This window comes from Streptomyces sp. NPDC056883 (assembly GCF_042788835.1).
In the GTDB taxonomy this organism is placed as follows: domain Bacteria; phylum Actinomycetota; class Actinomycetes; order Streptomycetales; family Streptomycetaceae; genus Streptomyces; species Streptomyces stoeckheimensis.
In genome coordinates this window covers 183,551-208,182 of the sequence record NZ_JBHUBS010000005.1, presented here as the reverse complement: position 1 = coordinate 208,182, position 24,632 = coordinate 183,551, and the positions used below count along the sequence as shown (strand labels likewise).

Genomic DNA, 24,632 nt, shown 5'->3' with positions numbered 1-24,632 from the left:
TTCCGCAGGCGGGGTGGGGGACATGGGGAAGAACGACGAGGGCATACCGGCCGTCTCCGACGAGGAGTGGGCGCGGTTCCTGGCACAGGCCGAGGCGGGCGCGGGGGAGGCCCCCAAGGAGCCGTCCGCGCGGGCGCGCATGGTGGCCGCCCGGCTGCGCGAGGAGGACGCCCGGCGCGGCTCCGCCGAGCCGCCCGCCTGGCGGGCCGGTGTCGCCCGGCGCGAGCGGGGGAGGGGCGGGCGCCGGATCAAGGCGGCGCTGGCCATCGCCTTCGTCGCCGCGCTCGCGCTGATCGCCGTACGGCCGGAGCTGGTCATCGACAAGCTCACCGGTAAGGCCGAGCAGGACGCGAAGGCCCGGGTTCCGCTGGCCCCCGAGACCGCCCGGCCGAGTGCGGCACCCTCCGCCGTGGACCCGGATCGGCCGACGCTGAGCGAACCCTTCAAGGGGTCGCCCGCCGTGCAGTGGGCGGACGGGGCCTCGGGCATCGAGCTGCCGGAAGCGGCCGCGCTGAACGGACTGTCCAAGGAGCAGGTGGCCGCCGGGCTGGAACTGAGCAAGCGGTTCCTCGTGGCGGCCAACCTGGACCCGGCCACCATCCGGGGCGACCGCCCCCAGGCGGCGCTGGACCTGATCGACCCGGCACAGGGGGAGCTGCTCAAGCGGCTGGAGCAGGCGCTGGCCAAGCCCGCCAAGGGAAACGATCCGCTCCAGATGTTCGTACGGGCCGGCCGCGAGACCAAGCTCGCCGGTGACGTGGTGAAGGTGCGCGGCCGGCTCCAGGTCCAGCCCGGCGACGCGCACGGTCAGGTGGACGTCCTCGCGGACTACACGTTCGTCTACCCGCTGATGCAGACGAACCCCGGTGCGGACGAAGTCAGCCGGTCGATCGTCCGGCGGCAGATGAAGTTCACGGTCGCCAACCCCCGGGAGTGGCGGGTCAAGCCCGGCACGGTCCAGCTCGGCGCGTACCTCTACGACGTCGGCAACAGCGCCTGCTTCGTCTACGACGGGGCCCTGCACCCGGGCTTCTCCGAGGATCGGCCGGATTCCGGCCCGACCCCCTCCGGCACGCCCCAGGACCCGTACGACCGGAGCAAGGGCCTCGACCAGCGGCCCGCCGAGGAGGGCTGCGGGACCCTGTCCCGCTCCTGACCGGATGCCGCACGGGACTCCGCCGCGTGGTGCAGTTTGACCACTCAGCGTGGCGGGGTATTCTCTTCCGCCCGATTGGCGCCATACGTGTCTCGTATGGCAGACTACTCAAGTTGCTCGGCCGTGTGCCGATGCTGCGCGCCTCCCGCCGGGAGGACCGGAAGCAAGTCCCACAGTACTCGTCGCTCTACCTGCCTCTCGGGGCAGCAATGGGGCGGACGTACGGGAATCTTTCGGGAAGCGTCAGCACGGTGCCTGCCAGGTACTCGGTGGGTGTTCGCCCCCGATCTGCGGTCTTGGGACCGCGCCCCCTTGGACGAGGGAATTTCCGTATGGGAATTTTCTGTAGAGGGAGCGCGACACGCCCGACCGCGTGGGTCGGAGGAGAGCGGCGGAGCGATCCGCAGCCGGCCGGGAACCAGAGCGTTTCCACAACAGACAGGACTACGGAGTAGCCATGGCGGGACAGAAGATCCGCATCCGGCTCAAGGCCTACGACCACGAGGTCATCGATTCGTCGGCGAAGAAGATCGTCGAGACGGTGACGCGCACTGGTGCGTCGGTCGCGGGCCCGGTGCCGCTGCCCACTGAGAAGAACGTGTACTGCGTCATCAAGTCGCCGCACAAGTACAAGGACTCGCGCGAGCACTTCGAGATGCGCACTCACAAGCGCCTGATCGACATCCTCGACCCGACGCCCAAGACCGTTGACTCGCTGATGCGCCTGGACCTTCCGGCCGGCGTTGACATCGAGATCAAGCTCTGAGAGGCACGGAGAAGATGGCAAAGCAGATCAAGGGCGTCCTGGGCGAGAAGCTCGGCATGACCCAGGTCTGGGACGAGAACAACCGTGTCGTCCCGGTGACCGTGGTCAAGGCCGGGCCCTGCGTTGTTACCCAGGTCCGTACGAACGACGTCGACGGCTACGAGTCGGTCCAGATCGCCTTCGGCGAGATCGACCCGCGCAAGGTGAACAAGCCCCTCAAGGGTCACTTCGCCAAGGCTGACGTCACCCCCCGCCGCCACCTGGTGGAGCTCCGTACCTCCGACGCCAGCGAGTACACGCTCGGCCAGGAGATCACGGCTGCCGTGTTCGAGTCCGGCGTCAAGGTTGACGTCACGGGCAACAGCAAGGGCAAGGGCTTCGCCGGTGTCATGAAGCGTCACAACTTCAAGGGCCTCGGCGCCGGCCACGGCGTCCAGCGCAAGCACCGCTCCCCCGGTTCGATCGGTGGCTGCGCCACCCCTGGGCGTGTCTTCAAGGGCATGCGCATGGCCGGTCGTATGGGCAACGAGCGCGTCACCACCCAGAACCTGACCATCCACGCGGTTGACGCGGAGAAGGGTCTGCTCCTCATCAAGGGCGCAGTTCCCGGTCCGAACGGCGGCCTCGTCCTGGTCCGTACCGCGGTTAAGGGGGCTTGAGTTAATGAGCACCATTGACATCCTTTCGCCGGCAGGCGACAAGGCCGGTACCGTCGAGCTCCCCGCGGAGATCTTCGACGCGAAGACCAGCGTTCCGCTGATCCACCAGGTCGTCGTCGCTCAGCTGGCTGCTGCCCGTCAGGGCACGCACAAGACCAAGCGTCGTGGCGAAGTCCGTGGTGGTGGCCGCAAGCCGTACCGCCAGAAGGGCACCGGCCGCGCTCGCCAGGGTTCCACCCGCGCTCCGCAGTTCGTCGGCGGTGGCGTCGTCCACGGCCCGCAGCCGCGTGACTACTCGCAGCGGACCCCGAAGAAGATGAAGGCCGCCGCCCTCCGCGGTGCCCTCTCGGACCGTGCGCGTCACTCCCGCATCCACGTCGTCACCGGCGTGGTCGAGGGTGCCGCCTCCACGAAGGCCGCCAAGACGCTGTTCGGCAAGATCTCGGAGCGCAAGAACCTGCTCCTGGTCGTCGACCGCTCCGAAGAGGCCGCGTGGCTGTCCGCCCGCAACCTGCCCCAGGTTCACATCCTGGAGCCGGGCCAGCTGAACACGTACGACGTGATCGTCTCTGACGACGTGGTCTTCACCCAGACCGCTTTCGAGTCCTTCGTGTCTGGCCCCAAGGCCGACGAGACCGAAGGGAGCGACGCCTGATGTCTGAGGCGACCGTTACCAGCAAGACCTTCACTGACCCGCGCGACCTGCTGATCAAGCCGGTTGTCTCGGAGAAGAGCTACGCGCTGCTGGACGAGAACAAGTACACGTTCATCGTCGCGCCCGGCTCCAACAAGACCCAGATCAAGCAGGCCGTCGAGGCGGTCTTCGGGGTCAAGGTCACCGGGGTCAACACGATCAACCGTCAGGGTAAGCGCAAGCGCACCAAGACCGGTTTTGGCAAGCGCGCTGACACCAAGCGCGCCATCGTGACCCTCGCTGAGGGCGACCGAATCGACATCTTCGGCGGCCAGGCCTCCTAACGGAGGTCTAGTCGTCCGGAATCGGACGAGGACTGAGAAATGGGTATCCGCAAGTACAAGCCGACGACCCCGGGCCGTCGTGGCTCCAGCGTCGCCGACTTTGTCGAGATCACGCGGTCCACGCCGGAGAAGTCGCTGGTCCGCCCCCTGCACAGCAAGGGCGGCCGTAACAACACCGGTCGGATCACGGTTCGACACCAGGGTGGCGGCCACAAGCGCGCCTACCGTGTGATCGACTTCCGTCGTCACGACAAGGACGGCGTGCCGGCCAAGGTCGCGCACATCGAGTACGACCCCAACCGCACGGCGCGCATCGCGCTCCTGCACTACGCCGACGGTGAGAAGCGCTACATCATTGCGCCGAAGAACCTGAAGCAGGGTGACCGGATTGAGAACGGCCCCACGGCCGACATCAAGCCCGGTAACAACCTGGCGCTCCGCAACATCCCGGTCGGTACCACGATCCACGCGATCGAGCTCCGTCCCGGTGGCGGCGCCAAGTTCGCCCGCTCCGCTGGTGCCTCTGTGCAGCTGCTCGCGAAGGAGGGCGTCATGGCCCACCTCCGCATGCCGTCCGGCGAGATCCGTCTCGTCGACGCCCGCTGCCGCGCCACCGTCGGTGAGGTCGGCAACGCCGAGCAGTCGAACATCAACTGGGGCAAGGCCGGCCGCATGCGCTGGAAGGGCGTTCGCCCCTCCGTCCGCGGTGTCGCGATGAACCCGGTCGACCACCCGCACGGTGGTGGTGAGGGTAAGACCTCCGGTGGTCGTCACCCGGTCTCCCCGTGGGGTCAGAAGGAGGGTCGTACTCGCTCGCCGAAGAAGGCTTCGAGCAAGTACATCGTCCGCCGCCGCAAGACGAACAAGAAGCGCTAGGAGCGGGTTTAGATGCCGCGCAGTCTCAAGAAGGGACCCTTCGTCGACGGACACCTCATCAAGAAGGTGGACGTACAGAACGAAGCCGGTACCAAGAACGTCATCAAGACCTGGTCCCGTCGCTCGATGATCATCCCGGCGATGCTGGGTCACACCATCGCGGTGCACAACGGCAAGATCCACGTCCCGGTGTTCGTCACCGAGTCGATGGTCGGCCACAAGCTCGGCGAGTTCTCGCCGACTCGCACCTTCCGCGGCCACGTCAAGGACGACCGGAAGTCGAAGCGCCGCTAAAGGCGGGGTGGAAACGACTATGACTTACACCGAAGGGACAACCATGGAAGCCAGGGCCCAGGCGCGGTACATCCGCGTCACGCCCATGAAGGCCCGCCGAGTGGTGGACCTTATCCGTGGCATGGATGCCACGGAGGCTCAGGCGGTCCTGCGTTTCGCCCCGCAGGCCGCGAGCGTGCCGGTCGGCAAGGTGCTGGACAGCGCCATTGCCAACGCCGCACACAACTACAACCACCCCGACGCCTCCACGCTGGTCATCAGCGAGGCGTACGTGGACGAGGGCCCGACCCTGAAGCGGTTCCGTCCGCGTGCCCAGGGCCGTGCCTACCGGATCCGCAAGCGGACCAGCCACATCACCGTGGTCGTCAGCAGCAAGGAAGGTTCCCGGTAATGGGCCAGAAGGTAAACCCGCACGGGTTCCGGCTCGGCATCACCACCGACTTCAAGTCGCGTTGGTACGCCGACAAGCTGTACAAGGACTACGTCAAGGAAGACGTCGCCATCCGCAGGATGATGACGTCCGGCATGGAGCGCGCCGGCATCTCGAAGGTTGAGATCGAGCGCACCCGTGACCGCGTGCGTGTGGACATCCACACCGCTCGTCCGGGCATCGTCATCGGCCGCCGTGGCGCCGAGGCCGACCGCATTCGCGGTGACCTCGAGAAGCTCACGGGCAAGCAGGTCCAGCTGAACATCCTCGAGGTCAAGAACCCCGAGGTCGACGCTCAGCTCGTCGCGCAGGCCGTTGCCGAGCAGCTCTCCTCCCGCGTCTCCTTCCGTCGCGCCATGCGTAAGAGCATGCAGGGCACGATGAAGGCCGGCGCCAAGGGCATCAAGATCCAGTGTGGCGGTCGCCTCGGCGGCGCCGAGATGTCCCGCTCCGAGTTCTACCGCGAAGGCCGTGTGCCGCTGCACACCCTCCGCGCGAACGTGGACTACGGCTTCTTCGAGGCCAAGACCACCTTCGGCCGTATCGGTGTGAAGGTCTGGATCTACAAGGGCGACGTCAAGAACATCGCCGAGGTTCGCGCCGAGAACGCTGCGGCCCGTGCGGGTAACCGCCCGGCCCGTGGTGCCGCCGGCGCTGGCGACCGTCCCGCCGGCCGTGGTGGCCGTGGTGGCGAGCGCGGCGGCCGTGGTGGCCGCAAGCCGCAGCAGGCTGCTGGTGTGGAGGCCCCCAAGGCCGACGCTCCCGCCGCCGCTCCGGCTGAGAGCACCGGAACGGAGGCCTGACCGACATGCTGATCCCTCGTAGGGTCAAGCACCGCAAGCAGCACCACCCGAAGCGCCGCGGTATGGCCAAGGGCGGTACTGAGGTCTCGTTCGGCGAGTACGGCATCCAGGCGCTTACCCCCGCCTACGTGACGAACCGCCAGATCGAGGCGGCTCGTATCGCGATGACCCGCCACATCAAGCGTGGCGGCAAGGTCTGGATCAACATCTACCCGGACCGTCCCCTGACGAAGAAGCCTGCCGAGACCCGCATGGGTTCCGGTAAGGGTTCTCCCGAGTGGTGGATCGCGAACGTGCACCCGGGCCGGGTCATGTTCGAGCTGTCCTACCCGAACGAGAAGATTGCTCGTGAGGCGCTCACCCGCGCTGCTCACAAGCTTCCGATGAAGTGCCGGATTGTTCGGCGCGAGGCAGGTGAGTCGTGATGGCGACGGGAACCAAGGCGTCCGAGCTGCGTGAGCTCGGTAACGAGGAGCTCGTTGGCAAGCTGCGCGAGGCCAAGGAAGAGCTGTTCAAGCTGCGCTTCCAGGCGGCCACGGGTCAGCTGGAGAACAACGGCCGGCTCAAGTCCGTCCGTAAGGACATCGCTCGCATCTACACCCTGATGCACGAGCGTGAGCTCGGTATCGAGACGGTGGAGAGCGCCTGATGAGCGAGAAGAACGTGACTGAGACGACTGACCGCGGCTTCCGCAAGACCCGTGAGGGTCTTGTCGTCAGCGACAAGATGGACAAGACCGTCGTCGTCGCTGTCGAGGACCGCGTGAAGCACGCTCTGTACGGCAAGGTCATCCGCCGTACGAACAAGCTCAAGGCGCACGACGAGCAGAACGCTGCCGGCGTCGGCGACCGCGTCCTCATCATGGAGACGCGTCCGCTGTCGGCGAGCAAGCGCTGGCGCATCGTCGAGATCCTCGAGAAGGCCAAGTAATTATCTGAGGCCCTGGGCAGCAAGCCCAGGGGCCCCTCAGGTTCGTTCCGCCAGGCTCGGTGGGGGCGGTAGCTCTTCGGAGTGATGCCCCCGCCGGGAACCGGCAGACAAACAGGAGATAGACGTGATCCAGCAGGAGTCGCGACTGCGTGTCGCCGACAACACTGGTGCCAAGGAGATCCTTTGCATCCGTGTTCTCGGTGGTTCCGGTCGCCGCTACGCGGGCATCGGTGACGTCATCGTTGCCACCGTCAAGGACGCGATCCCCGGTGGCAACGTGAAGAAGGGTGACGTCGTCAAGGCGGTCATCGTTCGCACCGTGAAGGAACGCCGCCGCCAGGACGGCTCGTACATCCGCTTCGACGAGAACGCCGCCGTCATTCTGAAGAACGACGGCGACCCTCGCGGCACCCGTATCTTCGGCCCGGTGGGCCGTGAGCTGCGCGAGAAGAAGTTCATGAAGATCATCTCGCTCGCGCCGGAGGTGCTGTAAGCATGAAGATCAAGAAGGGCGACCTGGTTCAGGTCATCACCGGTAAGGACAAGGGCAAGCAGGGCAAGGTCATTCTGGCCATCCCTACTGAGAACCGCGTCCTGGTCGAGGGTGTCAACCGGGTCAAGAAGCACACCAAGGCCGGCCAGACCGCTGGTGGCTCGCAGACCGGTGGCATCGTGATCACCGAGGCGCCGATCCACGTCAGCAACGTTCAGCTGGTTGTGGAGAAGGACGGCCAGAAGGTCGTTACCCGCGTCGGTTTCCGCTTCGACGACGAGGGCAACAAGATCCGCGTTGCCAAGCGGACGGGTGAGGACATCTGATGGCTACCACTCCGCGTCTCAAGACGAAGTACCGCGAGGACATCGCGGGCAAGCTGCGTGAAGAGTTCTCCTACGAGAACGTCATGCAGATCCCCGGCCTCGTGAAGATCGTGGTCAACATGGGTGTGGGCGACGCCGCCCGCGACTCCAAGCTGATCGACGGCGCCATCAAGGACCTGACGACGATCACCGGTCAGAAGCCGGCCGTCACGAAGGCCCGCAAGTCCATCGCGCAGTTCAAGCTGCGCGAGGGTCAGCCGATCGGCTGCCACGTCACCCTCCGTGGTGACCGCATGTGGGAGTTCCTGGACCGTACGCTGTCGCTCGCGCTGCCGCGTATCCGTGACTTCCGTGGTCTGTCGCCGAAGCAGTTCGACGGCCGTGGCAACTACACCTTCGGTCTCACGGAGCAGGTCATGTTCCACGAGATCGACCAGGACAAGATCGACCGTACCCGGGGTATGGACATCACCGTGGTCACCACGGCGACCAACGACGCTGAGGGCCGCGCGCTCCTTCGTCACCTCGGCTTCCCCTTCAAGGAGGCGTAAGCGAGATGGCGAAGAAGGCTCTCATCGCGAAGGCTGCCCGCAAGCCCAAGTTCGGTGTGCGTGCGTACACCCGCTGCCAGCGCTGCGGTCGCCCCCACTCCGTGTACCGCAAGTTCGGCCTGTGCCGCGTCTGCCTTCGTGAGATGGCTCACCGTGGCGAGCTGCCGGGCGTGACCAAGAGCTCCTGGTAATTCCCTCTCGTCCGCAAGGACTTGGGGAGAACCAGAGACTCTCGGTAAGCATCTGGTCGGCGGATGCCCGGCCGCGCATGCCTTAGGCTTGTGTGGTTGGGCGTCCGCCGCCCATAACGACTTACTACGCCGTAGGTCCCCGCACCGCACCCGTCCCGCCACTGAGTGGGGAGAGGGATGGCGCATACAGGAAACCCCGGCGAGAGAGGCCGAAGGCCACTTCATGACCATGACTGACCCGATCGCAGACATGCTCACGCGTCTGCGTAACGCTAACTCGGCGTACCACGACTCTGTCGTGATGCCGCACAGCAAGATCAAGTCGCACATCGCAGAAATCCTCAAGCAGGAGGGTTTCATCACCGGCTGGAAGGTCGAGGACGCCGAGGTCGGCAAGAACCTCGTCCTCGAGCTGAAGTTCGGCCCGAACCGCGAGCGCTCCATTGCGGGCATCAAGCGGATCTCGAAGCCCGGTCTGCGTGTGTACGCAAAGTCCACCAACCTGCCGAAGGTGCTCGGCGGCCTGGGCGTGGCGATCATCTCCACGTCCCACGGTCTGCTCACCGGCCAGCAGGCAGGCAAGAAGGGCGTAGGTGGGGAAGTCCTCGCCTACGTCTGGTAGTCGGGAACGGAGGAAAAGCAATGTCGCGAATCGGCAAGCTCCCCATCCAGGTTCCCGCCGGTGTGGACGTCACCATCGACGGCCAGGCTGTGTCCGTGAAGGGCCCCAAGGGTTCCCTCGCGCTCACCGTCAAGGCGCCGATCGAGATCGTCAAGGGTGAGGACGGCGTTCTGAACGTCACCCGCCCCAACGACGAGCGTCAGAACAAGGCCCTGCACGGCCTGTCCCGCACGCTGGTGGCGAACATGATCACCGGCGTGACCACGGGTTACGTCAAGGCTCTTGAGATCAGCGGTGTCGGTTACCGCGTCGCCGCGAAGGGCTCCAACCTGGAGTTCCAGCTTGGCTACAGCCACCCGATCCTGATCGAGGCGCCCGAGGGCATCTCCTTCAAGGTCGAGTCGCCCACCAAGTTCTCGGTCGAGGGCATCGACAAGCAGAAGGTCGGCGAGGTCGCCGCCAACATCCGCAAGCTGCGGAAGCCCGACCCGTACAAGGCCAAGGGTGTCAAGTACGCCGGCGAAGTCATCCGCCGCAAGGTCGGAAAGGCTGGTAAGTAGCCATGGCATACGGTGTAAAGATCGCCAAGGGCGACGCGTACAAGCGTGCCGCCAAGGCCCGCCGCCACATCCGCATCCGCAAGAACGTCTCGGGTACGGCGGAGCGTCCGCGCCTCGTCGTGACGCGTTCCAACCGCAACATCGTTGCTCAGGTCATCGACGACCTCCAGGGTCACACCCTGGCGTCCGCGTCGACCCTGGACGCTTCGATCCGTGGTGGCGAAGGCGACAAGAGCTCGCAGGCCCAGGCCGTCGGCGCACTCGTCGCCGAGCGTGCCAAGGCTGCGGGTGTCGAGACCGTCGTGTTCGACCGCGGTGGCAACCGATACGCCGGGCGCATTGCCGCTCTGGCTGACGCCGCCCGCGAAGCCGGGCTGAAGTTCTAAGCCCCGGTTCCGGGACTCACGGACGTAACAGAGAGAGGTAATCCAATGGCTGGACCCCAGCGCCGCGGAAGCGGTGCCGGTGGCGGCGAGCGGCGGGACCGGAAGGGTCGCGACGGTGGCCCTGCCGCCGAGAAGACCGCTTACGTTGAGCGCGTTGTCGCGATCAACCGCGTCGCCAAGGTTGTCAAGGGTGGTCGCCGCTTCAGCTTCACCGCGCTGGTCGTGGTGGGCGACGGTGACGGCACTGTAGGTGTCGGTTACGGCAAGGCCAAGGAAGTTCCCGCGGCCATTGCCAAGGGTGTCGAGGAAGCCAAGAAGTCCTTCTTCAAGGTTCCGCGCATCCAGGGCACCATTCCTCACCCGATCACGGGTGAGCGTGCCGCGGGCGTCGTGCTGCTGAAGCCGGCCGCCCCCGGTACCGGTGTTATCGCCGGTGGCCCGGTGCGCGCCGTTCTGGAGTGCGCCGGCGTTCACGACATCCTGTCGAAGTCGCTCGGCTCTTCCAACGCGATCAACATCGTGCACGCGACCGTGGCGGCCCTCAAGGGCCTGCAGCGTCCCGAGGAGATCGCGGCTCGCCGTGGTCTGCCCCTCGAGGACGTCGCCCCCGCGGCTCTGCTCCGTGCGCGTGCTGGGGCGGGTGCGTAATGGCTCGTCTCAAGGTCACGCAGGTCAAGTCGTACATCGGCAGCAAGCAGAACCACCGCGACACGCTGCGTTCGCTCGGGCTCAAGCGCCTGAACGACGTCGTCGTCAAGGAGGACCGCCCCGAGTTCCGCGGAATGGTTCACACCGTCCGCCACCTCGTGACGGTTGAGGAGGTTGACTAACATGGCTGAGAGCAGCCCGCTGAAGGCCCACAACCTCCGTCCCGCCCCCGGCGCCAAGACCGCGAAGACCCGTGTCGGTCGTGGTGAGGCGTCGAAGGGTAAGACGGCCGGTCGTGGTACGAAGGGCCAGAAGGCCCGCTACCAGATCCCGCAGCGCTTCGAGGGTGGGCAGATGCCCCTCCACATGCGTCTGCCGAAGCTCAAGGGCTTCAAGAACCCGTTCCGCACCGAGTTCCAGGTCGTGAACCTGGACAAGCTCGGCGCTCTCTACCCCGAGGGTGGAGAAGTCACGGTGGCCGACCTGGTCGCCAAGGGCGCGGTTCGCAAGAACAGCCTCGTCAAGGTCCTGGGCCAGGGCGAGATCTCCGTGGCGCTGCAGGTTTCGGTTGACGCCGTTTCCGGCTCCGCCAAGGAGAAGATTGCCGCCGCTGGTGGCTCTGTGACCGAGCTCGTCTAAGACGAACTCAGTGACAAATAGCTAGAAACCCGACCGGGGATGCCTCACATATGGGGCATCCCCGGTTGGTCGTTCCGTGGGAGGTGCAGACGCCGGTAAGGTGGCCTGCACCTTTGCTTGTACACATTCGTCGATCCCTCAGACCGTCACCTCTGACGCAGTAGCGCGGGGGTCGCAGGAGGCACCGTGCTCACCGCGTTCGCCCGGGCGTTCAAGACGCCCGACCTGCGCAAGAAGCTGCTTTTCACGCTCGCCATCATCGTGCTGTACCGACTCGGTTCCCACGTGCCGGTACCCGGCGTGAGCTACAAGAACGTTCAGATCTGTGTGGACCAGATGGGGGCGGGCAACAACAGCCTCTTCGGTCTCGTCAACATGTTCAGCGGTGGCGCGCTGCTCCAGATCACGATCTTCGCGCTCGGCATCATGCCGTACATCACGGCGAGCATCATCCTGCAGCTGCTGACCGTGGTCATCCCGAAGCTGGAGAACCTCAAAAAAGAGGGTCAGTCCGGCACGTCGAAGATCACTCAGTACACGCGCTATTTGACGGTCGCGCTCGCGATCCTGCAGGGCACCGGCCTCGTGGCCACCGCCCGCAGTGGAGCCCTCTTCGGGACGTGCTCCGTCAAAGACCAGATCGTTCCCGACCGGTCGATCTTCACCACCGTCGTCATGGTGCTCACCATGACCGCCGGTACCTGCCTCGTCATGTGGCTCGGTGAGCTCATCACCGACCGGGGCATCGGCAACGGTATGTCGATCCTGATGTTCATCTCGATCGCCGCGGGCTTCGTCGGTTCCCTGTGGGCCATCAAGGAGCAGGGCAAGATCGCGGACGGCTGGGTCGAGTTCGGCGTGGTCATCCTGGTCGGCCTCGCGATGGTGGCCCTGGTGGTCTTCGTCGAGCAGGCGCAGCGGCGGATCCCGGTCCAGTACGCGAAGCGCATGATCGGCCGGCGCGCGTACGGCGGCACCTCGACGTACATCCCCCTCAAGGTGAACCAGGCCGGTGTCATCCCGGTCATCTTCGCCTCGTCGCTGCTGTACATCCCGGCGTTGATCGTCCAGTTCAGCGGTTCCACCGCCGGCTGGGCCAACTGGATCAGCAAGCACTTCGTCAAGGGCGACCACCCGTACTACATCGCCACCTACTTCCTCCTGATCGTTTTCTTCGCGTTCTTCTACGTGGCGATCTCGTTCAACCCCGAGGAAGTTGCAGACAACATGAAGAAGTATGGTGGGTTCATTCCGGGCATCCGCGCCGGTCGGCCTACCGCCGAGTACCTCAGCTACGTACTCAACCGGATCACCTGGCCGGGGTCGCTGTACCTGGGTCTGATCGCTCTTGTGCCGACGATGGCGTTGGCCGGCTTCGGAGCGAACCAGAACTTCCCGTTCGGCGGGACGAGCATCCTGATCATCGTGGGTGTGGGTCTGGAAACCGTGAAGCAGATCGAGAGCCAGCTCCAGCAGCGTAATTACGAAGGGTTCCTCCGCTGATGCGAATCGTCCTCGTCGGCCCGCCGGGCGCGGGCAAGGGAACGCAGGCGACTGTGCTTGCCGAAACCTTGTCGATCCCGCACATCTCCACGGGCGACTTGTTCCGGGCCAACATCAGCCAGAAGACGGAGCTGGGCCAGCGCGCCCAGTCCTACATGTCGAAGGGTGACCTCGTCCCCGACCAGGTCACGATCGACATGGCCAAGGACCGCATGGAGCAGCCGGACGCCGCGAACGGCTTCCTGCTCGACGGCTTCCCGCGCAACGTCTCCCAGGCCGAAGCGCTGGACGAGATCCTCAAGGCGCAGGGCATCAAGCTCGACGCCGTCCTCGACCTGGAGGTCGAGGAGGACGAGGTCGTGAAGCGGATCGCCGGGCGGCGCACCTGCCGCAAGGACAACAAGCACATCTTCCACGTGGACTACGCCGCGCCGAAGACCGAAGGCGTGTGCGACACGTGCGGTGGCGAGCTCTACCAGCGTGAGGACGACTCCGAGGCCACGGTGCGCAACCGCCTCGACGTCTACCACACGCAGACGGAGCCGATCATCGACTTCTACAAGGCCCAGGGCCTGCTCGTGACGATCCCCGCCCTCGGCGAGGTCAAGGACGTCACGCAGCGCGCGATGGACGCCCTGAAGAAGTAGCAAGAAGCAGTTCACCTGTAGTGCAGCCCCGGCCGCGGTGTCCCCAGGACGCCGCGGCCGTACTGTTGAAAGACCCGAATCCGAAGGTGGCAGGTACGTCATGGTCCAGATCAAGACCCCCGAGCAGATCGCGAAGATGCGTGAGGCGGGGCTGGTCGTCGCGGCGATCCACGCGGCGACCCGTGAGGCGGCCTTGCCGGGCGCCACGACGCGGGATCTGGACATGGTGGCCCGCAAGGTCATCGCGGACGCCGGCGCCAAGTCGAACTTCCTCGGCTACGGCGGGTTCCCCGCGACCATCTGCACCTCGGTCAACGAGGTCGTGGTCCACGGCATCCCCGACGACAAGACGGTCCTCAAGGACGGCGACATCATCTCGATCGACGCCGGCGCGATCGTCGACGGCTGGCACGGCGACGCCGCGTACACCGCCTTCGTGGGCTCTGGACACGCCCCTGAGCTCGTGGAGCTCTCCCGGGTGACCGAGGAGTCCATGTGGGCCGGTATCGCCGCCATGAAGCTCGGCAACCGCCTCGTGGACATCTCGAAGGCGATCGAGACCTACATCAAGCGGCAGCCGCGCCCGACCACGGGCGAGCACAGCCTCGGCAAGTTCGGGATCATCGAGGACTACGGCGGCCACGGCATCGGTTCCGAGATGCACATGGACCCGCACCTGCTGAACTACGTCTCGCGCAAGCGGGGCAAGGGCATCAAGCTCGTCCCCGGCCTGTGCCTGGCGATCGAGCCGATGGTCTCGCTGGGCACCGCCCAGACGGAGGTCCTGGCGGACGACTGGACGGTCATCACCACGGACGGCACCTGGTCCTCGCACTGGGAGCACTCCATCGCCCTGACCGAGGAGGGACCGATCGTCCTGACCTCCCCGGACTGCGGCAAGGCGAAGCTGGCGGAGTACGGCGTGACCACCGCGCCGGACCCGCTGGGCTGAGCCGCGGCCGGCCGGGCCGGGCCCGTCGGGCCCGCCGGGCCGACCGGTATGGGCAGGATTGATGATCTATCCTGTAGGGCACACTTTCCGGATTCGTCTTTCAGTGGGCCCTGACGTAGACTGACTCGTCGGCTCCTTTGCACCCGCATGTCCTCATGCGAAGGCGGGGAGCTGATCAAGGTAGCCGATTCGAAAGGCGAAGCGTGGCCAAGAAGCAAGGTGCCATCGAAATCGAGGGCACCGTGATCGAGTCCCTCCCGAACGCGATGTTCAAGGTGGAACTCCAGAACGGTCACAAGGTCCTCGCGCACATCAGCGGCAAGATGCGCATGCACTACATCCGCATCCTCCCTGATGACCGGGTTGTCGTGGAGCTTTCTCCCTACGACCTGACGCGTGGCCGGATCGTCTACCGATACAAGTAGATCTTGTCTTCACTCCCGTCCGGACATCCTGTCCTGACGCGCGGGTGGTGGCACTGACCCGGAGAACCTCACCAACATGAAGGTCAAGCCGAGCGTCAAGAAGATCTGCGACAAGTGCAAGGTGATCCGCCGTCACGGTCGGGTCATGGTCATCTGCGACAACCTGCGCCACAAGCAGCGCCAGGGCTGACGCACGCCGACCGACCTGCACTACGCAGTTCTTCGCGCGACGTAAGAAAAAGTACATACGCAGAACCCGCCTAGCCCCGACCAGGGCCGGCGGCACCTCCGGCGGGGGCCGGGGACCCGGACGTACCACCACCCATCAGGTGTGGTCGGCGGTCGGGGTTCGGTTCTGCTGAAGACCCCCGAACACACAGGAGCCATTGAATGGCACGCGTTTCCGGTGTTGACATCCCGCGCGAAAAGCGTGTGGAGATCGCACTTACCTACGTCTTCGGTGTCGGTCGCACCCGGTCCAAGGAAATCCTTGCGGCCACCGGTGTGAACCCGAACACCCGCGTTCGTGACCTGGCCGAAGAGGACCTGGTCAAGATCCGCGAGTACGTGGACGCCAACCTCCGCACCGAGGGTGACCTCCGCCGCGAGATCCAGGCCGACATCCGCCGCAAGGTCGAGATCCAGTGCTACCAGGGTGTTCGTCACCGTCGCGGCCTGCCCGTGCACGGTCAGCGCACCAGCACGAACGCCCGTACCCGCAAGGGTCCGCGTCGCGCGATCGCCGGTAAGAAGAAGCCGGGCAAGAAGTAGTCCTGTTCAGCGGTCTTGCGCTGTAGGACCGACCACCTCCCGTAGGAGATTTAGATGCCCCCCAAGGGTCGTCAGGGCGCTGCCAAGAAGGTGCGCCGCAAGGAAAAGAAGAACGTCGCTCACGGGCACGCCCACATCAAGAGCACGTTCAACAACACCATCGTCTCGATCACGGACCCCTCGGGCAACGTGATCTCCTGGGCCTCCGCCGGCCACGTCGGCTTCAAGGGCTCGCGCAAGTCCACCCCCTTCGCCGCGCAGATGGCCGCCGAGTCGGCCGCCCGTCGCGCGCAGGAGCACGGCATGCGCAAGGTCGACGTCTTCGTCAAGGGTCCCGGCTCCGGCCGTGAGACCGCGATCCGCTCCCTCCAGGCCACCGGCCTCGAGGTCGGCTCGATCCAGGACGTCACCCCCACCCCGCACAACGGCTGCCGTCCGCCCAAGCGTCGCCGCGTCTGATTCGGCGACGCCGGGCTTCGCGCCTGTGCGTCTTTGAGTGTCCGGGCGGTACGAACCCCTCGCGGGGGACGTACCGCCCGTACCCTTGTAGTCCGTGGCCCCTGGGCCACGATCCGTCGGGCGTCAAATAGTGGGCGTCCACGAATGAAGGAATCCACATGCTTATCGCTCAGCGCCCCTCGCTGACCGAAGAGGTCGTAGACGAGTACCGCTCGCGGTTCGTGATCGAGCCGCTGGAGCCGGGCTTCGGCTACACCCTCGGCAACTCGCTCCGCCGCACGCTCCTGTCCTCGATCCCGGGTGCCGCTGTCACCAGCATCCGCGTGGACGGCGTCCTGCACGAGTTCACCACCGTGCCGGGTGTCAAGGAAGACGTCACCGACATCATCCTCAACATCAAGCAGCTGGTCGTCTCCTCGGAGCACGACGAGCCGGTCGTGATGTACCTGCGCAAGCAGGGTCCCGGCCTGGTCACCGCTGCCGACATCGCGCCCCCGGCCGGTGTCGAGGTGCACAACCCGGACCTGGTCCTCGCCACGCTCAACGGCAAGGGCAAGCTGGAGATGGAGCTGACCGTCGAGCGCGGTCGCGGCTACGTCTCCGCCGTCCAGAACAAGCAGCTGGGCCAGGAGATCGGTCGCATCCCGATCGACTCCATCTACAGCCCGGTCCTCAAGGTCACCTACAAGGTCGAGGCGACCCGAGTCGAGCAGCGCACCGACTTCGACAAGCTCATCGTCGACGTCGAGACCAAGCAGGCCATGCGCCCGCGCGACGCCATGGCGTCCGCCGGCAAGACCCTGGTCGAGCTGTTCGGTCTGGCCCGCGAGCTCAACATCGACGCCGAGGGCATCGACATGGGCCCCTCGCCGACGGACGCGGCCCTGGCCGCCGACCTGGCGCTGCCGATCGAGGAGCTCGAGCTCACCGTTCGGTCGTACAACTGCCTCAAGCGCGAGGGCATCCACTCCGTGGGTGAGCTCGTCGCCCGCTCCGAGGCCGACCTGCTCGACATCCGCAACTTCGGTGCGAAGTCGATCGACGAGGTCAAGGCGAAGCTGGCCGGCATGGGCCTGGCCCTCAAGGACAGCCCGCCCGGATTCGACCCGACCGCCGCTGCCGACGCCTTCGGCGCCGACGACGACGCGGACGCCGGTTTCGTCGAGACCGAGCAGTACTAAGCACCACCAGAAACTTTCCCGCGGCATCCGCCTCGGGGGAACTGTCACCGGTACCTGACACGGCCGGTGCAGATATGAAGGAGTAAGACCATGCCGCGTCCCGCAAAGGGTGCCCGTCTGGGCGGCAGCGCCGCGCACGAGAAGCACCTCCTCGCGAACCTCGCGAAGTCGCTCTTCGAGCACGGCCGCATCACCACCACCGAGGCCAAGGCCCGCCGCCTGCGTCCCTACGCCGAGCGTCTGGTGACCAAGGCCAAGAAGGGCGACATCCACAACCGTCGCCTGGTGCTGCAGACGATCACGGACAAGAGCATCGTGCACACGCTGTTCACCGAGATCGCCCCGCGCTACGAGAACCGCCCCGGTGGTTACACGCGCATCACCAAGATCGGCAACCGTCGTGGCGACAACGCCCCGATGGCCGTGATCGAGCTGGTCGAGGCCCTTACGGTCGCCCAGCAGGCCACTGGTGAGGCCGAGGCCGCCACCAAGCGCGCCGTGAAGGAGGCGGAGGCCGCTGAGGCTCCCGCCGCCGAGGAGACCAAGGAGGCCTGATCCCTTCCGGGATCACGCTGAATGGCTCTGAACGGGCCCGCCCCCTTCCGGGGCGGGCCCGTTCTGCATTTCGTGCGAAAGACGCAGCTGAGAGGATCTGTCACGTGAGTGACGAGGTGGAGCCCGGGCACGTCCGGGTCAGGCTGGACCTGAGTTACGACGGCAAGGACTTCTCCGGCTGGGCGAAGCAGCGCGTGCTGCGGACCGTCCAGGGGGAGCTGGAGTCGGCCCTGCAGACCGTGATGCGGCTGCCCGACCCGGTGGAGCTGACCGTCGCCGGCCGGACCGACGCGGGCGTGCACGCGCGCGGACAGGTCGCGCAGTTCGACGTACGGGACGAGGTGTGGGCCGAGCACCAGGACAAGCTGCTGCGCCGCCTCGCCGGACGGCTGCCGCACGACGTACGGGTGTGGAAGGCCGCCGAGGCCCCCGCCGGGTTCAACGCGCGGTTCTCCGCGATCTGGCGCCGCTACGCCTACCGCGTGGGCGACCACCAGGCCGGCGTGGACCCGCTGCGCCGCGGGCACGTGCTCTGGTACCAGTGGCCGCTCGACGTGGACGCCATGAACGAGGCTGCCGCCGCGCTGGTCGGGGAGCACGACTTCGCCGCGTACTGCAAGAAGCGCGAGGGGGCCACGACCATCCGCACCCTCCAGCAGCTCAGCTGGGAGCGGGACGCGGAGGGGATCATCACCGCGACCGTCCGCGCCGACGCCTTCTGCCACAACATGGTCCGCTCGCTGGTCGGGGCCCTGCTGCACGTCGGCGACGGCCACCGGACGACCGACTGGCCCGGGAAGGTGCTGGCCGCGGCCGTACGGGACTCCTCGGTGCACGTGGTCAAGCCGCACGGGCTGACCCTGGAGGAGGTCGGTTACCCGGCCGACGAGCTGCTGGCCGCGCGGAGCAAGGAAGCGCGGAACCTGCGGACCCTGCCCGGAGCCGGCTGCTGCTAGGACGGGTACCGGGCTAACTCGTTTGGGCGGATCGGGGCCGGACCTGGACAATGCCCCGCATGGGACATCTCGAAGCCAGCCACCTGGAGTACTACCTTCCCGACGGGCGGGTTCTGCTCCCCGACGTCTCCTTCCGGGTGGGGGAGGGGTCGGTCGTCGCCCTGGTCGGGGCGAACGGGGCCGGCAAGACCACACTGCTGAAGATGATCTCCGGCGAGCTCCAGCCGCACGGCGGCGGAGTGACCGTCAGCGGCGGGCTCGGTGTGATGTCGCAGTTCGTGGGCTCGGTCCGCGACGAGACGACCGTACGGGACCTGCTGGTCTCGGTGGCCCAGCCGCGGATCCGGGAGGCCGCCAAGGCGGTGGACCGGGCCGAGCAGCTGATCCTGACGGTGGACGACGAGGCCGCCCAGATGCAGTACGCCCAGGCGCTCAGCGACTGGGCCGACGTGCAGGGGTACGAGGCGGAGACGCTGTGGGACGTCTGCACGATGGCCGCGCTGGCGATCCCGTACGACACGGCGCAGTTCCGCGAGGTGCGCACGCTCTCGGGCGGTGAGCAGAAGCGGCTCGTGCTGGAGGCGCTGCTGCGCGGGCCGGACGAGGTGCTGCTGCTCGACGAGCCGGACAACTACCTCGACGTCCCGGGCAAGCGGTGGCTTGAGGAGCAGCTGGCGGCCACCCGCAAGACGGTGCTCTTCGTCAGCCACGACCGGGAGCTGCTGACCCAGGCCGCCGAGAAGATCATCAGCCTGGAGGCGAGCCCGAACGGCTCCGACGTCTGGGTGCACGGCGAAGGCTTCGGCACGTTCCACGCCGCCCGCAAGGAGCGCTTCGCGCGCTTCGAGGAACTCAAGCGGCGCTGGGACGAGGAGCACGCCCGGCTGAAGGCCCTGGTGCTGCGCCTGCGCGGCCAGGCCGCGAGCAGCCCGGACATGGCCTCCCGGTACCACGCGATGCAGACCCGCTTCAAGCGGTTCGAGGATGCCGGCCCGCCGCCGGAGCCGCCGCGCGAGCAGGAGATCAAGATGCGGCTCAAGGGCGGCCGTACCGGCGTGCGCGCGCTCACGGTGGAGAACCTGGAGCTCACCGGGCTGATGAAGGCCTTCTCCCTGGAGGTCTTCTACGGGGAGCGGGTCGCGGTCCTGGGCTCGAACGGCTCCGGGAAGTCCCACTTCCTGCGCCTGATGGCGGGGGAGGACGTCAAGCACACGGGTACGTGGAAGCTCGGCGCCCGCGTGGTCCCCGGCCACTTCGCGCAGACCCACGCCCACCCCGAGCTGTTCGGCCGCACGCTCGTCGACATCCTGTGGACGGAGGCGGCGAAGCCGCTGGGCCAGGCGATGGGCGCCCTGCGCCGCTACGAGCTGGAGCGCCAGGGCGAGCAGCCCTTCGAGAGGCTCTCGGGCGGTCAGCAGGCGCGCTTCCAGATCCTGCTGCTGGAGCTCGCCGGTACGACGGCGCTGCTGCTCGACGAGCCGACGGACAACCTCGACCTGGAATCGGCGGAAGCGCTGCAGGACGGGCTGGAGGCGTACGACGGCACTGTGTTGTGCGTCACGCACGACCGGTGGTTCGCCCGGACTTTTGACCGTTACCTGGTCTTCGGTTCAGACGGTGTTGTACGGGAGACTACGGAGCCCGTCTGGGACGAACGTAGGGTCGAGCGGAAGCGCTAGGGGGAGACCGCCCCCGGCTTGGGTCGAGGGGACTTCGTTGTGGGGCTGCGGCCGAGTGTCTGGGTCATGAAGTGGGACAGCCCGTCCTCGTGGGACCGGGGGGTGGCCTGGCTGCTGCGGCCGGCTCCCCGGTCCTGGCGCTTCGTGGGTCTGGTGATCCTGCTGTCGGTGGCGGTCTCGGCGAGCCTGCGGGAGAACTGGGGCTCGGACAACGCCTTCGTGGTCAAGGCGGCCGACGCCCTGCTCGCCGGGGTTTCCCCGTACGAGGACAAGCGGTTCCTCTACCTGCCCAGCGCCGTGATCATGGCGATTCCCGAGGCCCTGCTGCCGGCGCCGCTGCTGCGCTGCGTGCTGCCGCTGGGGATGACCGGGCTCGTCGGCCTCGGCTGGTGGGCCTCGCTGCGACTGTTCTCGGTCCCGGTGCGCTCGCGGTTCGCGGTCGGCGGTTTCGCGCTGTTCGCGCTGGCCTACAAGCCGTACATCAACCTCGTGCTGATCGCGAACTGGACGGCCATCTCCGCCGCCGCCCTGCCGGTGGCGCTGCTGCTGGCGCACCGCAAGCACTGGGCCGCGGCCGGCCTGGTGGTGGGCCTGGCCATCGCGTGCAAGCCGATGCTGGTGCCGATCGGGCTGCTCTTCCTCCTGGCCCGGCAGTGGCGGGGGCTGGCCCTGGCGGTGGGGGTGCCGGTGGGGCTCTCGCTGGCGGGGGCGCTGATGATGCCGCACCCGATGCTGTTCTTCACCAAGACCCTGCCGTTCCTGCTGCAGGGCCAGGATTCCTACGCACTGCCCTGGGACGCCTCGCCGATCGCGGCGCTGCCCCGGCTGGGGGTGCCCGCTCCGCTGGCGGTGGTGCTGGCCTTCGCGGGGGCCGGGTGCGGGCTGTGGGCGACCTGGCGGCGCTGGCGGCGGCCGGTCGAGGCGGACGGCGACGCGGGTGAGCTGCGGCTGGTGGAGACGGCCTGCATGGTGATGCTCGCCGCGTTCCTGGTGTCGCGGCCCTCCTTCGACCACTACCTGATCGTGGTGCTCCCGCTGCTGCTGGCGTCGGGGGTGCGGGCGGGCTCGATGCCGCGCTCGCCCTGGTTCTGGCTGGCCCTGGTGCCGCAGACCGCGGGCATTCCGTGGCCCTCGGAGTTCGAGGCCAAAAGGCGGGCATTCAGGGACATGGTGACCCTGTGCGCGCTCGCCGGACTGCTGGCGCGTCGAGCACTGCGTCCGATCCGGGTTACTCTGGAACCCGTAACAACTGCGGGGTCCCCACCCAGGACCGAACCGGAGTGCGCCGCGACGCCAGCTCAAACGGCTTCGCGGACCGCGTTTTGACCCGTACGGGTCCTTCTGGGTACTCTGCTTGTTTGTTATGCGTATTGGCTTTCTCATTCTCACGTGAAAGGGCCTTGCGCCGGTCCACCGGACCGATGACAAGCAGTTCAAGCAGTTCGCACGGGCTTCGTCCCTGTTGCGAACGAGGGCTGTCGTGATCGTCCGTGGTGACCCTGTCAGGACCCGTCCCGCGGGGCTTAGCGCCCTATGGGATGACCCACCACTGAAGAAGCGAAGGCATACGCGTGCGTACGTTCAGCCCCAAGCCCGGCGACATCTCGCGCCAGTGGCACGTCATTGACGCCCAGGACGTTGTCCTCGGCCGTCTGGCGACCCAGGCCGCTACCCTCCTGCGGGGTAAGCACAAGCCGACCTACGCCCCCCACATGGACATGGGCGACTTCGTCATCATCATCAACGCCGACAAGGTTCACCTGTCCGGCAACAAGGCGACCCAGAAGATGGCGTACCGCCACTCCGGCTTCCCGGGCGGTCTGCGTTCGGTCCGCTACGACGACCTCCTGGCGAACAACCCGGAGAAGGCCGTCGAGAAGGCCATCAAGGGCATGATCCCCAAGAACACCCTGGGCCGTCAGATGCTCTCGAAGCTGAAGGTCTACTCGGGCGATGTGCACCCCCACGCTGCTCAGCAGCCGGTGCCGTTCGAGATCACCCAGGTCGCGCAGTAGTTCCGGCCACCACACCCCCTAAGACAAGAAACTTCTGAGGAGCATCGTGGCCGAGACCACCGCCGAGACTGTCGTCGAAGAGTTCGAGGGCAACGTCGAGGAATACACCACCGAGACCGCGGACGTAGTCGAGGGTGACTACACGTCCGAGTCCCTTGCCGGCCGCTTCGGCGACCCCCAGCCGGCCGCCGGCCTGGGCCGTCGCAAGAACGCCATCGCCCGCGTCCGGATCGTTCCGGGCACCGGCAAGTGGAAGATCAACGGTCGCACCCTTGAGGACTACTTCCCCAACAAGGTGCACCAGCAGGAAGTCAACGAGCCGTTCAAGCTGCTCGAGCTCGACAACCGCTACGACGTCATCGCCCGCATCTCGGGTGGCGGCGTGTCCGGCCAGGCCGGCGCCCTGCGCCTCGGTGTGGCCCGTGCGCTGAACGAGGCGGACGTGGACAACAACCGCCCGGCGCTGAAGAAGGCCGGCTTCCTCTCCCGCGACGACCGTGCGGTCGAGCGCAAGAAGGCCGGTCTCAAGAAGGCCCGTAAGGCCCCGCAGTACAGCAAGCGTTAATCTCGCCTGCTGTTCAGCACGATTCCGCCCCGGCAGCACTCTGTGTGCTGCCGGGGCGGTTCGTTTACCGCCAAAAGCGGCAAATAATTGGCACAACTGCTCATAGCGAAGTGTGAACTCGGGAGGACAACAGTGGGACGACTCTTCGGGACGGACGGTGTACGGGGCGTCGCCAACGCGGATCTGACGGCCGAGCTCGCGCTCGGCCTCTCCGTGGCGGCCGCGCACGTACTGGCCGAGGCGGGCACCTTCGCTGGTCACAGGGCCACCGCGGTGGTCGGCCGGGACCCCCGCGCCTCGGGCGAGTTCCTGGAGGCCGCAGTCGTCGCCGGCCTCGCGAGCGCGGGCGTGGACGTCCTGCGCGTCGGTGTGCTGCCCACCCCGGCGGTGGCGTATCTCACCGGTGCGCTGGGCGCCGACCTCGGTGTCATGCTCTCGGCCAGCCACAACGCCATGCCCGACAACGGCATCAAGTTCTTCGCGCGCGGCGGCCACAAGCTCGCCGACGAGCTGGAGGACCGGATCGAGACGGTCTACGAGGACCACCGCACGGGCGCTCCCTGGGACCGCCCGACGGGCGGCGGCGTCGGCCGCGTCTCCGACTACACCGAGGGCTTCGACAAGTACGTCGCCCACCTCATGGGTGTGCTGCCCAACCGCCTCGACGGCCTCAAGGTCGTCCTGGACGAGGCGCACGGCGCGGCCGCCTACGTCTCGCCCGAGGCCTTCACCCGGGCCGGCGCGGAGATCGTCACCATCGGTGCCGAGCCCGACGGCCTGAACATCAACGACGGCTGCGGCTCCACCCACCTCGGTCTGCTGAAGCAGGCCGTCGTCGAGCACGGGGCCGACCTCGGCATCGCGCACGACGGGGACGCCGACCGCTGCCTCGCCGTGGACGCGAACGGCGAAGAGGTCGACGGGGACCAGATCCTCGCGGTGCTCGCGCTGGCGATGCGCGAGGCCGGGCACCTGCGCGAGGACACCGTCGTCGCGACCGTGATGTCGAACCTGGGCTTCAAGCTGGCCATGGAGTCCGAGGGCATCAACGTCGTGCAGACCGGCGTCGGCGACCGGTACGTCCTGGAGTCGATGAAGGAGCACGGGTACGCGCTGGGCGGCGAGCAGTCCGGCCACGTGATCATCCTCGACCACGCCACCACCGGCGACGGCACCCTGACCGGCCTGATGCTGGCGGCCCGGATCGCGGCCACCGGCAAGTCCATGGCCGAGCTGACCGGCGTCATGACGCGGCTGCCGCAGGTGCTGGTCAACGTCCCCGACGTGGACAAGTCGCGGGTCACCACCTCGGGCGAGCTGGCCGCGGCCGTCGCCGAGGCGGAGCGGGAGCTCGGCACGACCGGGCGCGTGCTGCTGCGTTCGTCGGGCACTGAGCCCCTCGTGCGCGTGATGGTGGAGGCCGCCGACATCGAGCAGGCCCGCTCGGTCGCGGGGCGCCTCGCGGACGTGGTGAAGTCGGCGCTCGGCTAGAGCCCGCCCGACGGTCATGGCACAGGGACAACAGGGAGGAGAGGCCGCGGGGGGGGGGGTGGTGCTTGGGGGGGGGGGGGGGGCGGAGCTTGGGGGGGTTTCTCTCCCCAGTGCTCGCCTTGTGT

Annotated in this window: 37 protein-coding genes; all 37 read left to right on the top strand. The window is 67.0% G+C overall.

Translation table 11 applies throughout. The features are described from left to right. The first annotated feature begins 22 nt into the window (after positions 1–22). The 37 genes from ACFRU2_RS15605 (at position 23) to glmM (ending at position 24,507) form a co-directional block, all read left to right on the top strand. Positions 23–1,156, top strand: a complete 1,134-nt coding sequence (locus ACFRU2_RS15605) for a hypothetical protein (protein WP_382972170.1) — start codon at positions 23–25, stop codon at positions 1,154–1,156. Positions 1,157–1,613: 457 nt separating this feature from the next. Next, positions 1,614–1,922 carry a 30S ribosomal protein S10 gene (gene rpsJ / locus ACFRU2_RS15600; RefSeq protein ID WP_003948644.1) on the top strand — a complete coding sequence of 103 codons (309 nt, stop codon included), beginning with the start codon at positions 1,614–1,616 and terminating at the stop codon, positions 1,920–1,922. Positions 1,923–1,936: 14 nt separating this feature from the next. Next, positions 1,937–2,581 (top strand): 50S ribosomal protein L3, encoded by a 645-nt coding sequence (rplC, locus tag ACFRU2_RS15595; protein ID WP_266880616.1) that lies wholly within the window; start codon positions 1,937–1,939, stop codon positions 2,579–2,581. Positions 2,582–2,585: 4 nt separating this feature from the next. Continuing rightward, positions 2,586–3,236, top strand: a complete 651-nt coding sequence (rplD, locus tag ACFRU2_RS15590) for a 50S ribosomal protein L4 (RefSeq protein ID WP_254387363.1) — start codon at positions 2,586–2,588, stop codon at positions 3,234–3,236. Further along, on the top strand, positions 3,236–3,559 hold the full coding sequence (gene rplW / locus ACFRU2_RS15585) for a 50S ribosomal protein L23 (RefSeq protein WP_030154694.1): 324 nt from the start codon (positions 3,236–3,238) through the stop codon (positions 3,557–3,559). Before rplD ends, rplW begins: the two co-directional genes overlap by 1 nt. A gap of 39 nt (positions 3,560–3,598) precedes the next feature. Continuing rightward, positions 3,599–4,435: a 50S ribosomal protein L2 gene (gene rplB / locus ACFRU2_RS15580; RefSeq protein WP_254387362.1), complete on the top strand. Its 837-nt coding sequence runs from the start codon at positions 3,599–3,601 to the stop codon at positions 4,433–4,435. 12 nt (positions 4,436–4,447) lie between these two features. Further along, positions 4,448–4,729, top strand: coding sequence for a 30S ribosomal protein S19 (gene rpsS, locus ACFRU2_RS15575; protein ID WP_023539342.1), 282 nt, complete (start codon positions 4,448–4,450; stop codon positions 4,727–4,729). A gap of 43 nt (positions 4,730–4,772) precedes the next feature. Further along, a complete protein-coding gene (rplV, locus tag ACFRU2_RS15570; RefSeq protein WP_007265904.1) occupies positions 4,773–5,120 on the top strand; it encodes a 50S ribosomal protein L22 in 348 nt (115 codons plus the stop codon). After that, positions 5,120–5,962 (top strand): 30S ribosomal protein S3, encoded by an 843-nt coding sequence (gene rpsC, locus ACFRU2_RS15565; RefSeq protein WP_254387361.1) that lies wholly within the window; start codon positions 5,120–5,122, stop codon positions 5,960–5,962. Before rplV ends, rpsC begins: the two co-directional genes overlap by 1 nt. A gap of 5 nt (positions 5,963–5,967) precedes the next feature. Next, entirely contained in the window at positions 5,968–6,387 is a 420-nt protein-coding gene (gene rplP, locus ACFRU2_RS15560; protein ID WP_030026326.1) for a 50S ribosomal protein L16, read from the top strand. Further along, a complete protein-coding gene (rpmC, locus tag ACFRU2_RS15555) occupies positions 6,387–6,611 on the top strand; it encodes a 50S ribosomal protein L29 (RefSeq protein ID WP_008739703.1) in 225 nt (74 codons plus the stop codon). The genes rplP and rpmC overlap by 1 nt, the downstream gene beginning before the upstream one ends. Next, the gene (gene rpsQ / locus ACFRU2_RS15550) at positions 6,611–6,892 is read left to right on the top strand and encodes a 30S ribosomal protein S17 (RefSeq protein WP_243333368.1); all 282 of its coding nucleotides are present in this window, start codon (positions 6,611–6,613) and stop codon (positions 6,890–6,892) included. The genes rpmC and rpsQ overlap by 1 nt, the downstream gene beginning before the upstream one ends. Before the next feature lie 124 nt (positions 6,893–7,016). Next, positions 7,017–7,385, top strand: a complete 369-nt coding sequence (rplN, locus tag ACFRU2_RS15545) for a 50S ribosomal protein L14 (protein ID WP_003956455.1) — start codon at positions 7,017–7,019, stop codon at positions 7,383–7,385. Positions 7,386–7,387: 2 nt separating this feature from the next. After that, positions 7,388–7,711, top strand: coding sequence for a 50S ribosomal protein L24 (gene rplX, locus ACFRU2_RS15540; protein ID WP_215023444.1), 324 nt, complete (start codon positions 7,388–7,390; stop codon positions 7,709–7,711). After that, the gene (gene rplE, locus ACFRU2_RS15535; protein WP_030008469.1) at positions 7,711–8,262 is read left to right on the top strand and encodes a 50S ribosomal protein L5; all 552 of its coding nucleotides are present in this window, start codon (positions 7,711–7,713) and stop codon (positions 8,260–8,262) included. The genes rplX and rplE overlap by 1 nt, the downstream gene beginning before the upstream one ends. A 5-nt stretch (positions 8,263–8,267) precedes the next feature. Then, the gene (locus ACFRU2_RS15530; protein ID WP_003956452.1) at positions 8,268–8,453 is read left to right on the top strand and encodes a type Z 30S ribosomal protein S14; all 186 of its coding nucleotides are present in this window, start codon (positions 8,268–8,270) and stop codon (positions 8,451–8,453) included. 223 nt (positions 8,454–8,676) lie between these two features. Beyond that, positions 8,677–9,075: a 30S ribosomal protein S8 gene (rpsH, locus tag ACFRU2_RS15525; RefSeq protein ID WP_008739698.1), complete on the top strand. Its 399-nt coding sequence runs from the start codon at positions 8,677–8,679 to the stop codon at positions 9,073–9,075. A gap of 20 nt (positions 9,076–9,095) precedes the next feature. Beyond that, a complete protein-coding gene (gene rplF / locus ACFRU2_RS15520) occupies positions 9,096–9,635 on the top strand; it encodes a 50S ribosomal protein L6 (protein ID WP_382972165.1) in 540 nt (179 codons plus the stop codon). A 2-nt stretch (positions 9,636–9,637) separates the two neighbouring features. After that, positions 9,638–10,021, top strand: coding sequence for a 50S ribosomal protein L18 (gene rplR / locus ACFRU2_RS15515; protein ID WP_030008471.1), 384 nt, complete (start codon positions 9,638–9,640; stop codon positions 10,019–10,021). Between the two features lie 45 nt (positions 10,022–10,066). Beyond that, complete coding sequence (rpsE, locus tag ACFRU2_RS15510; protein WP_008739695.1) at positions 10,067–10,669, top strand: 30S ribosomal protein S5; 603 nt, start codon at positions 10,067–10,069, stop codon at positions 10,667–10,669. After that, complete coding sequence (gene rpmD / locus ACFRU2_RS15505) at positions 10,669–10,851, top strand: 50S ribosomal protein L30 (RefSeq protein WP_215079434.1); 183 nt, start codon at positions 10,669–10,671, stop codon at positions 10,849–10,851. Before rpsE ends, rpmD begins: the two co-directional genes overlap by 1 nt. 1 nt (position 10,852) lies before the next feature. Continuing rightward, on the top strand, positions 10,853–11,308 hold the full coding sequence (gene rplO / locus ACFRU2_RS15500; RefSeq protein WP_243333371.1) for a 50S ribosomal protein L15: 456 nt from the start codon (positions 10,853–10,855) through the stop codon (positions 11,306–11,308). Positions 11,309–11,494: 186 nt separating this feature from the next. Next, on the top strand, positions 11,495–12,811 hold the full coding sequence (gene secY, locus ACFRU2_RS15495; RefSeq protein ID WP_250751461.1) for a preprotein translocase subunit SecY: 1,317 nt from the start codon (positions 11,495–11,497) through the stop codon (positions 12,809–12,811). Then, positions 12,811–13,458 carry an adenylate kinase gene (locus ACFRU2_RS15490; protein WP_250751463.1) on the top strand — a complete coding sequence of 216 codons (648 nt, stop codon included), beginning with the start codon at positions 12,811–12,813 and terminating at the stop codon, positions 13,456–13,458. Before secY ends, ACFRU2_RS15490 begins: the two co-directional genes overlap by 1 nt. A 100-nt stretch (positions 13,459–13,558) precedes the next feature. Beyond that, positions 13,559–14,410 carry a type I methionyl aminopeptidase gene (gene map / locus ACFRU2_RS15485; RefSeq protein WP_382972161.1) on the top strand — a complete coding sequence of 284 codons (852 nt, stop codon included), beginning with the start codon at positions 13,559–13,561 and terminating at the stop codon, positions 14,408–14,410. 203 nt (positions 14,411–14,613) lie between these two features. Next, on the top strand, positions 14,614–14,835 hold the full coding sequence (gene infA / locus ACFRU2_RS15480) for a translation initiation factor IF-1 (protein ID WP_003956442.1): 222 nt from the start codon (positions 14,614–14,616) through the stop codon (positions 14,833–14,835). A gap of 76 nt (positions 14,836–14,911) precedes the next feature. Further along, complete coding sequence (rpmJ, locus tag ACFRU2_RS15475) at positions 14,912–15,025, top strand: 50S ribosomal protein L36 (RefSeq protein ID WP_003956441.1); 114 nt, start codon at positions 14,912–14,914, stop codon at positions 15,023–15,025. 200 nt (positions 15,026–15,225) lie between these two features. After that, complete coding sequence (gene rpsM, locus ACFRU2_RS15470) at positions 15,226–15,606, top strand: 30S ribosomal protein S13 (RefSeq protein WP_254387356.1); 381 nt, start codon at positions 15,226–15,228, stop codon at positions 15,604–15,606. Between the two features lie 54 nt (positions 15,607–15,660). Beyond that, on the top strand, positions 15,661–16,065 hold the full coding sequence (gene rpsK, locus ACFRU2_RS15465; protein WP_003956432.1) for a 30S ribosomal protein S11: 405 nt from the start codon (positions 15,661–15,663) through the stop codon (positions 16,063–16,065). Positions 16,066–16,223: 158 nt separating this feature from the next. After that, positions 16,224–17,246, top strand: a complete 1,023-nt coding sequence (locus ACFRU2_RS15460; RefSeq protein WP_008739666.1) for a DNA-directed RNA polymerase subunit alpha — start codon at positions 16,224–16,226, stop codon at positions 17,244–17,246. Positions 17,247–17,336: 90 nt separating this feature from the next. Beyond that, positions 17,337–17,801 (top strand): 50S ribosomal protein L17, encoded by a 465-nt coding sequence (gene rplQ, locus ACFRU2_RS15455; protein ID WP_250751467.1) that lies wholly within the window; start codon positions 17,337–17,339, stop codon positions 17,799–17,801. Between the two features lie 104 nt (positions 17,802–17,905). Then, positions 17,906–18,757, top strand: coding sequence for a tRNA pseudouridine(38-40) synthase TruA (gene truA, locus ACFRU2_RS15450; protein WP_243333379.1), 852 nt, complete (start codon positions 17,906–17,908; stop codon positions 18,755–18,757). 59 nt (positions 18,758–18,816) lie between these two features. Then, complete coding sequence (locus tag ACFRU2_RS15445) at positions 18,817–20,436, top strand: ABC-F family ATP-binding cassette domain-containing protein (RefSeq protein ID WP_382972157.1); 1,620 nt, start codon at positions 18,817–18,819, stop codon at positions 20,434–20,436. A 66-nt stretch (positions 20,437–20,502) separates the two neighbouring features. Further along, positions 20,503–21,762, top strand: coding sequence for a glycosyltransferase family 87 protein (locus ACFRU2_RS15440; RefSeq protein WP_382972155.1), 1,260 nt, complete (start codon positions 20,503–20,505; stop codon positions 21,760–21,762). Positions 21,763–22,007: 245 nt separating this feature from the next. Beyond that, positions 22,008–22,451: a 50S ribosomal protein L13 gene (rplM, locus tag ACFRU2_RS15435; RefSeq protein WP_112447734.1), complete on the top strand. Its 444-nt coding sequence runs from the start codon at positions 22,008–22,010 to the stop codon at positions 22,449–22,451. 46 nt (positions 22,452–22,497) lie between these two features. Further along, the gene (rpsI, locus tag ACFRU2_RS15430) at positions 22,498–23,016 is read left to right on the top strand and encodes a 30S ribosomal protein S9 (RefSeq protein ID WP_250751473.1); all 519 of its coding nucleotides are present in this window, start codon (positions 22,498–22,500) and stop codon (positions 23,014–23,016) included. A 132-nt stretch (positions 23,017–23,148) separates the two neighbouring features. Then, positions 23,149–24,507: a phosphoglucosamine mutase gene (glmM, locus tag ACFRU2_RS15425; protein WP_351381514.1), complete on the top strand. Its 1,359-nt coding sequence runs from the start codon at positions 23,149–23,151 to the stop codon at positions 24,505–24,507. Positions 24,508–24,632 lie beyond the last annotated feature (125 nt).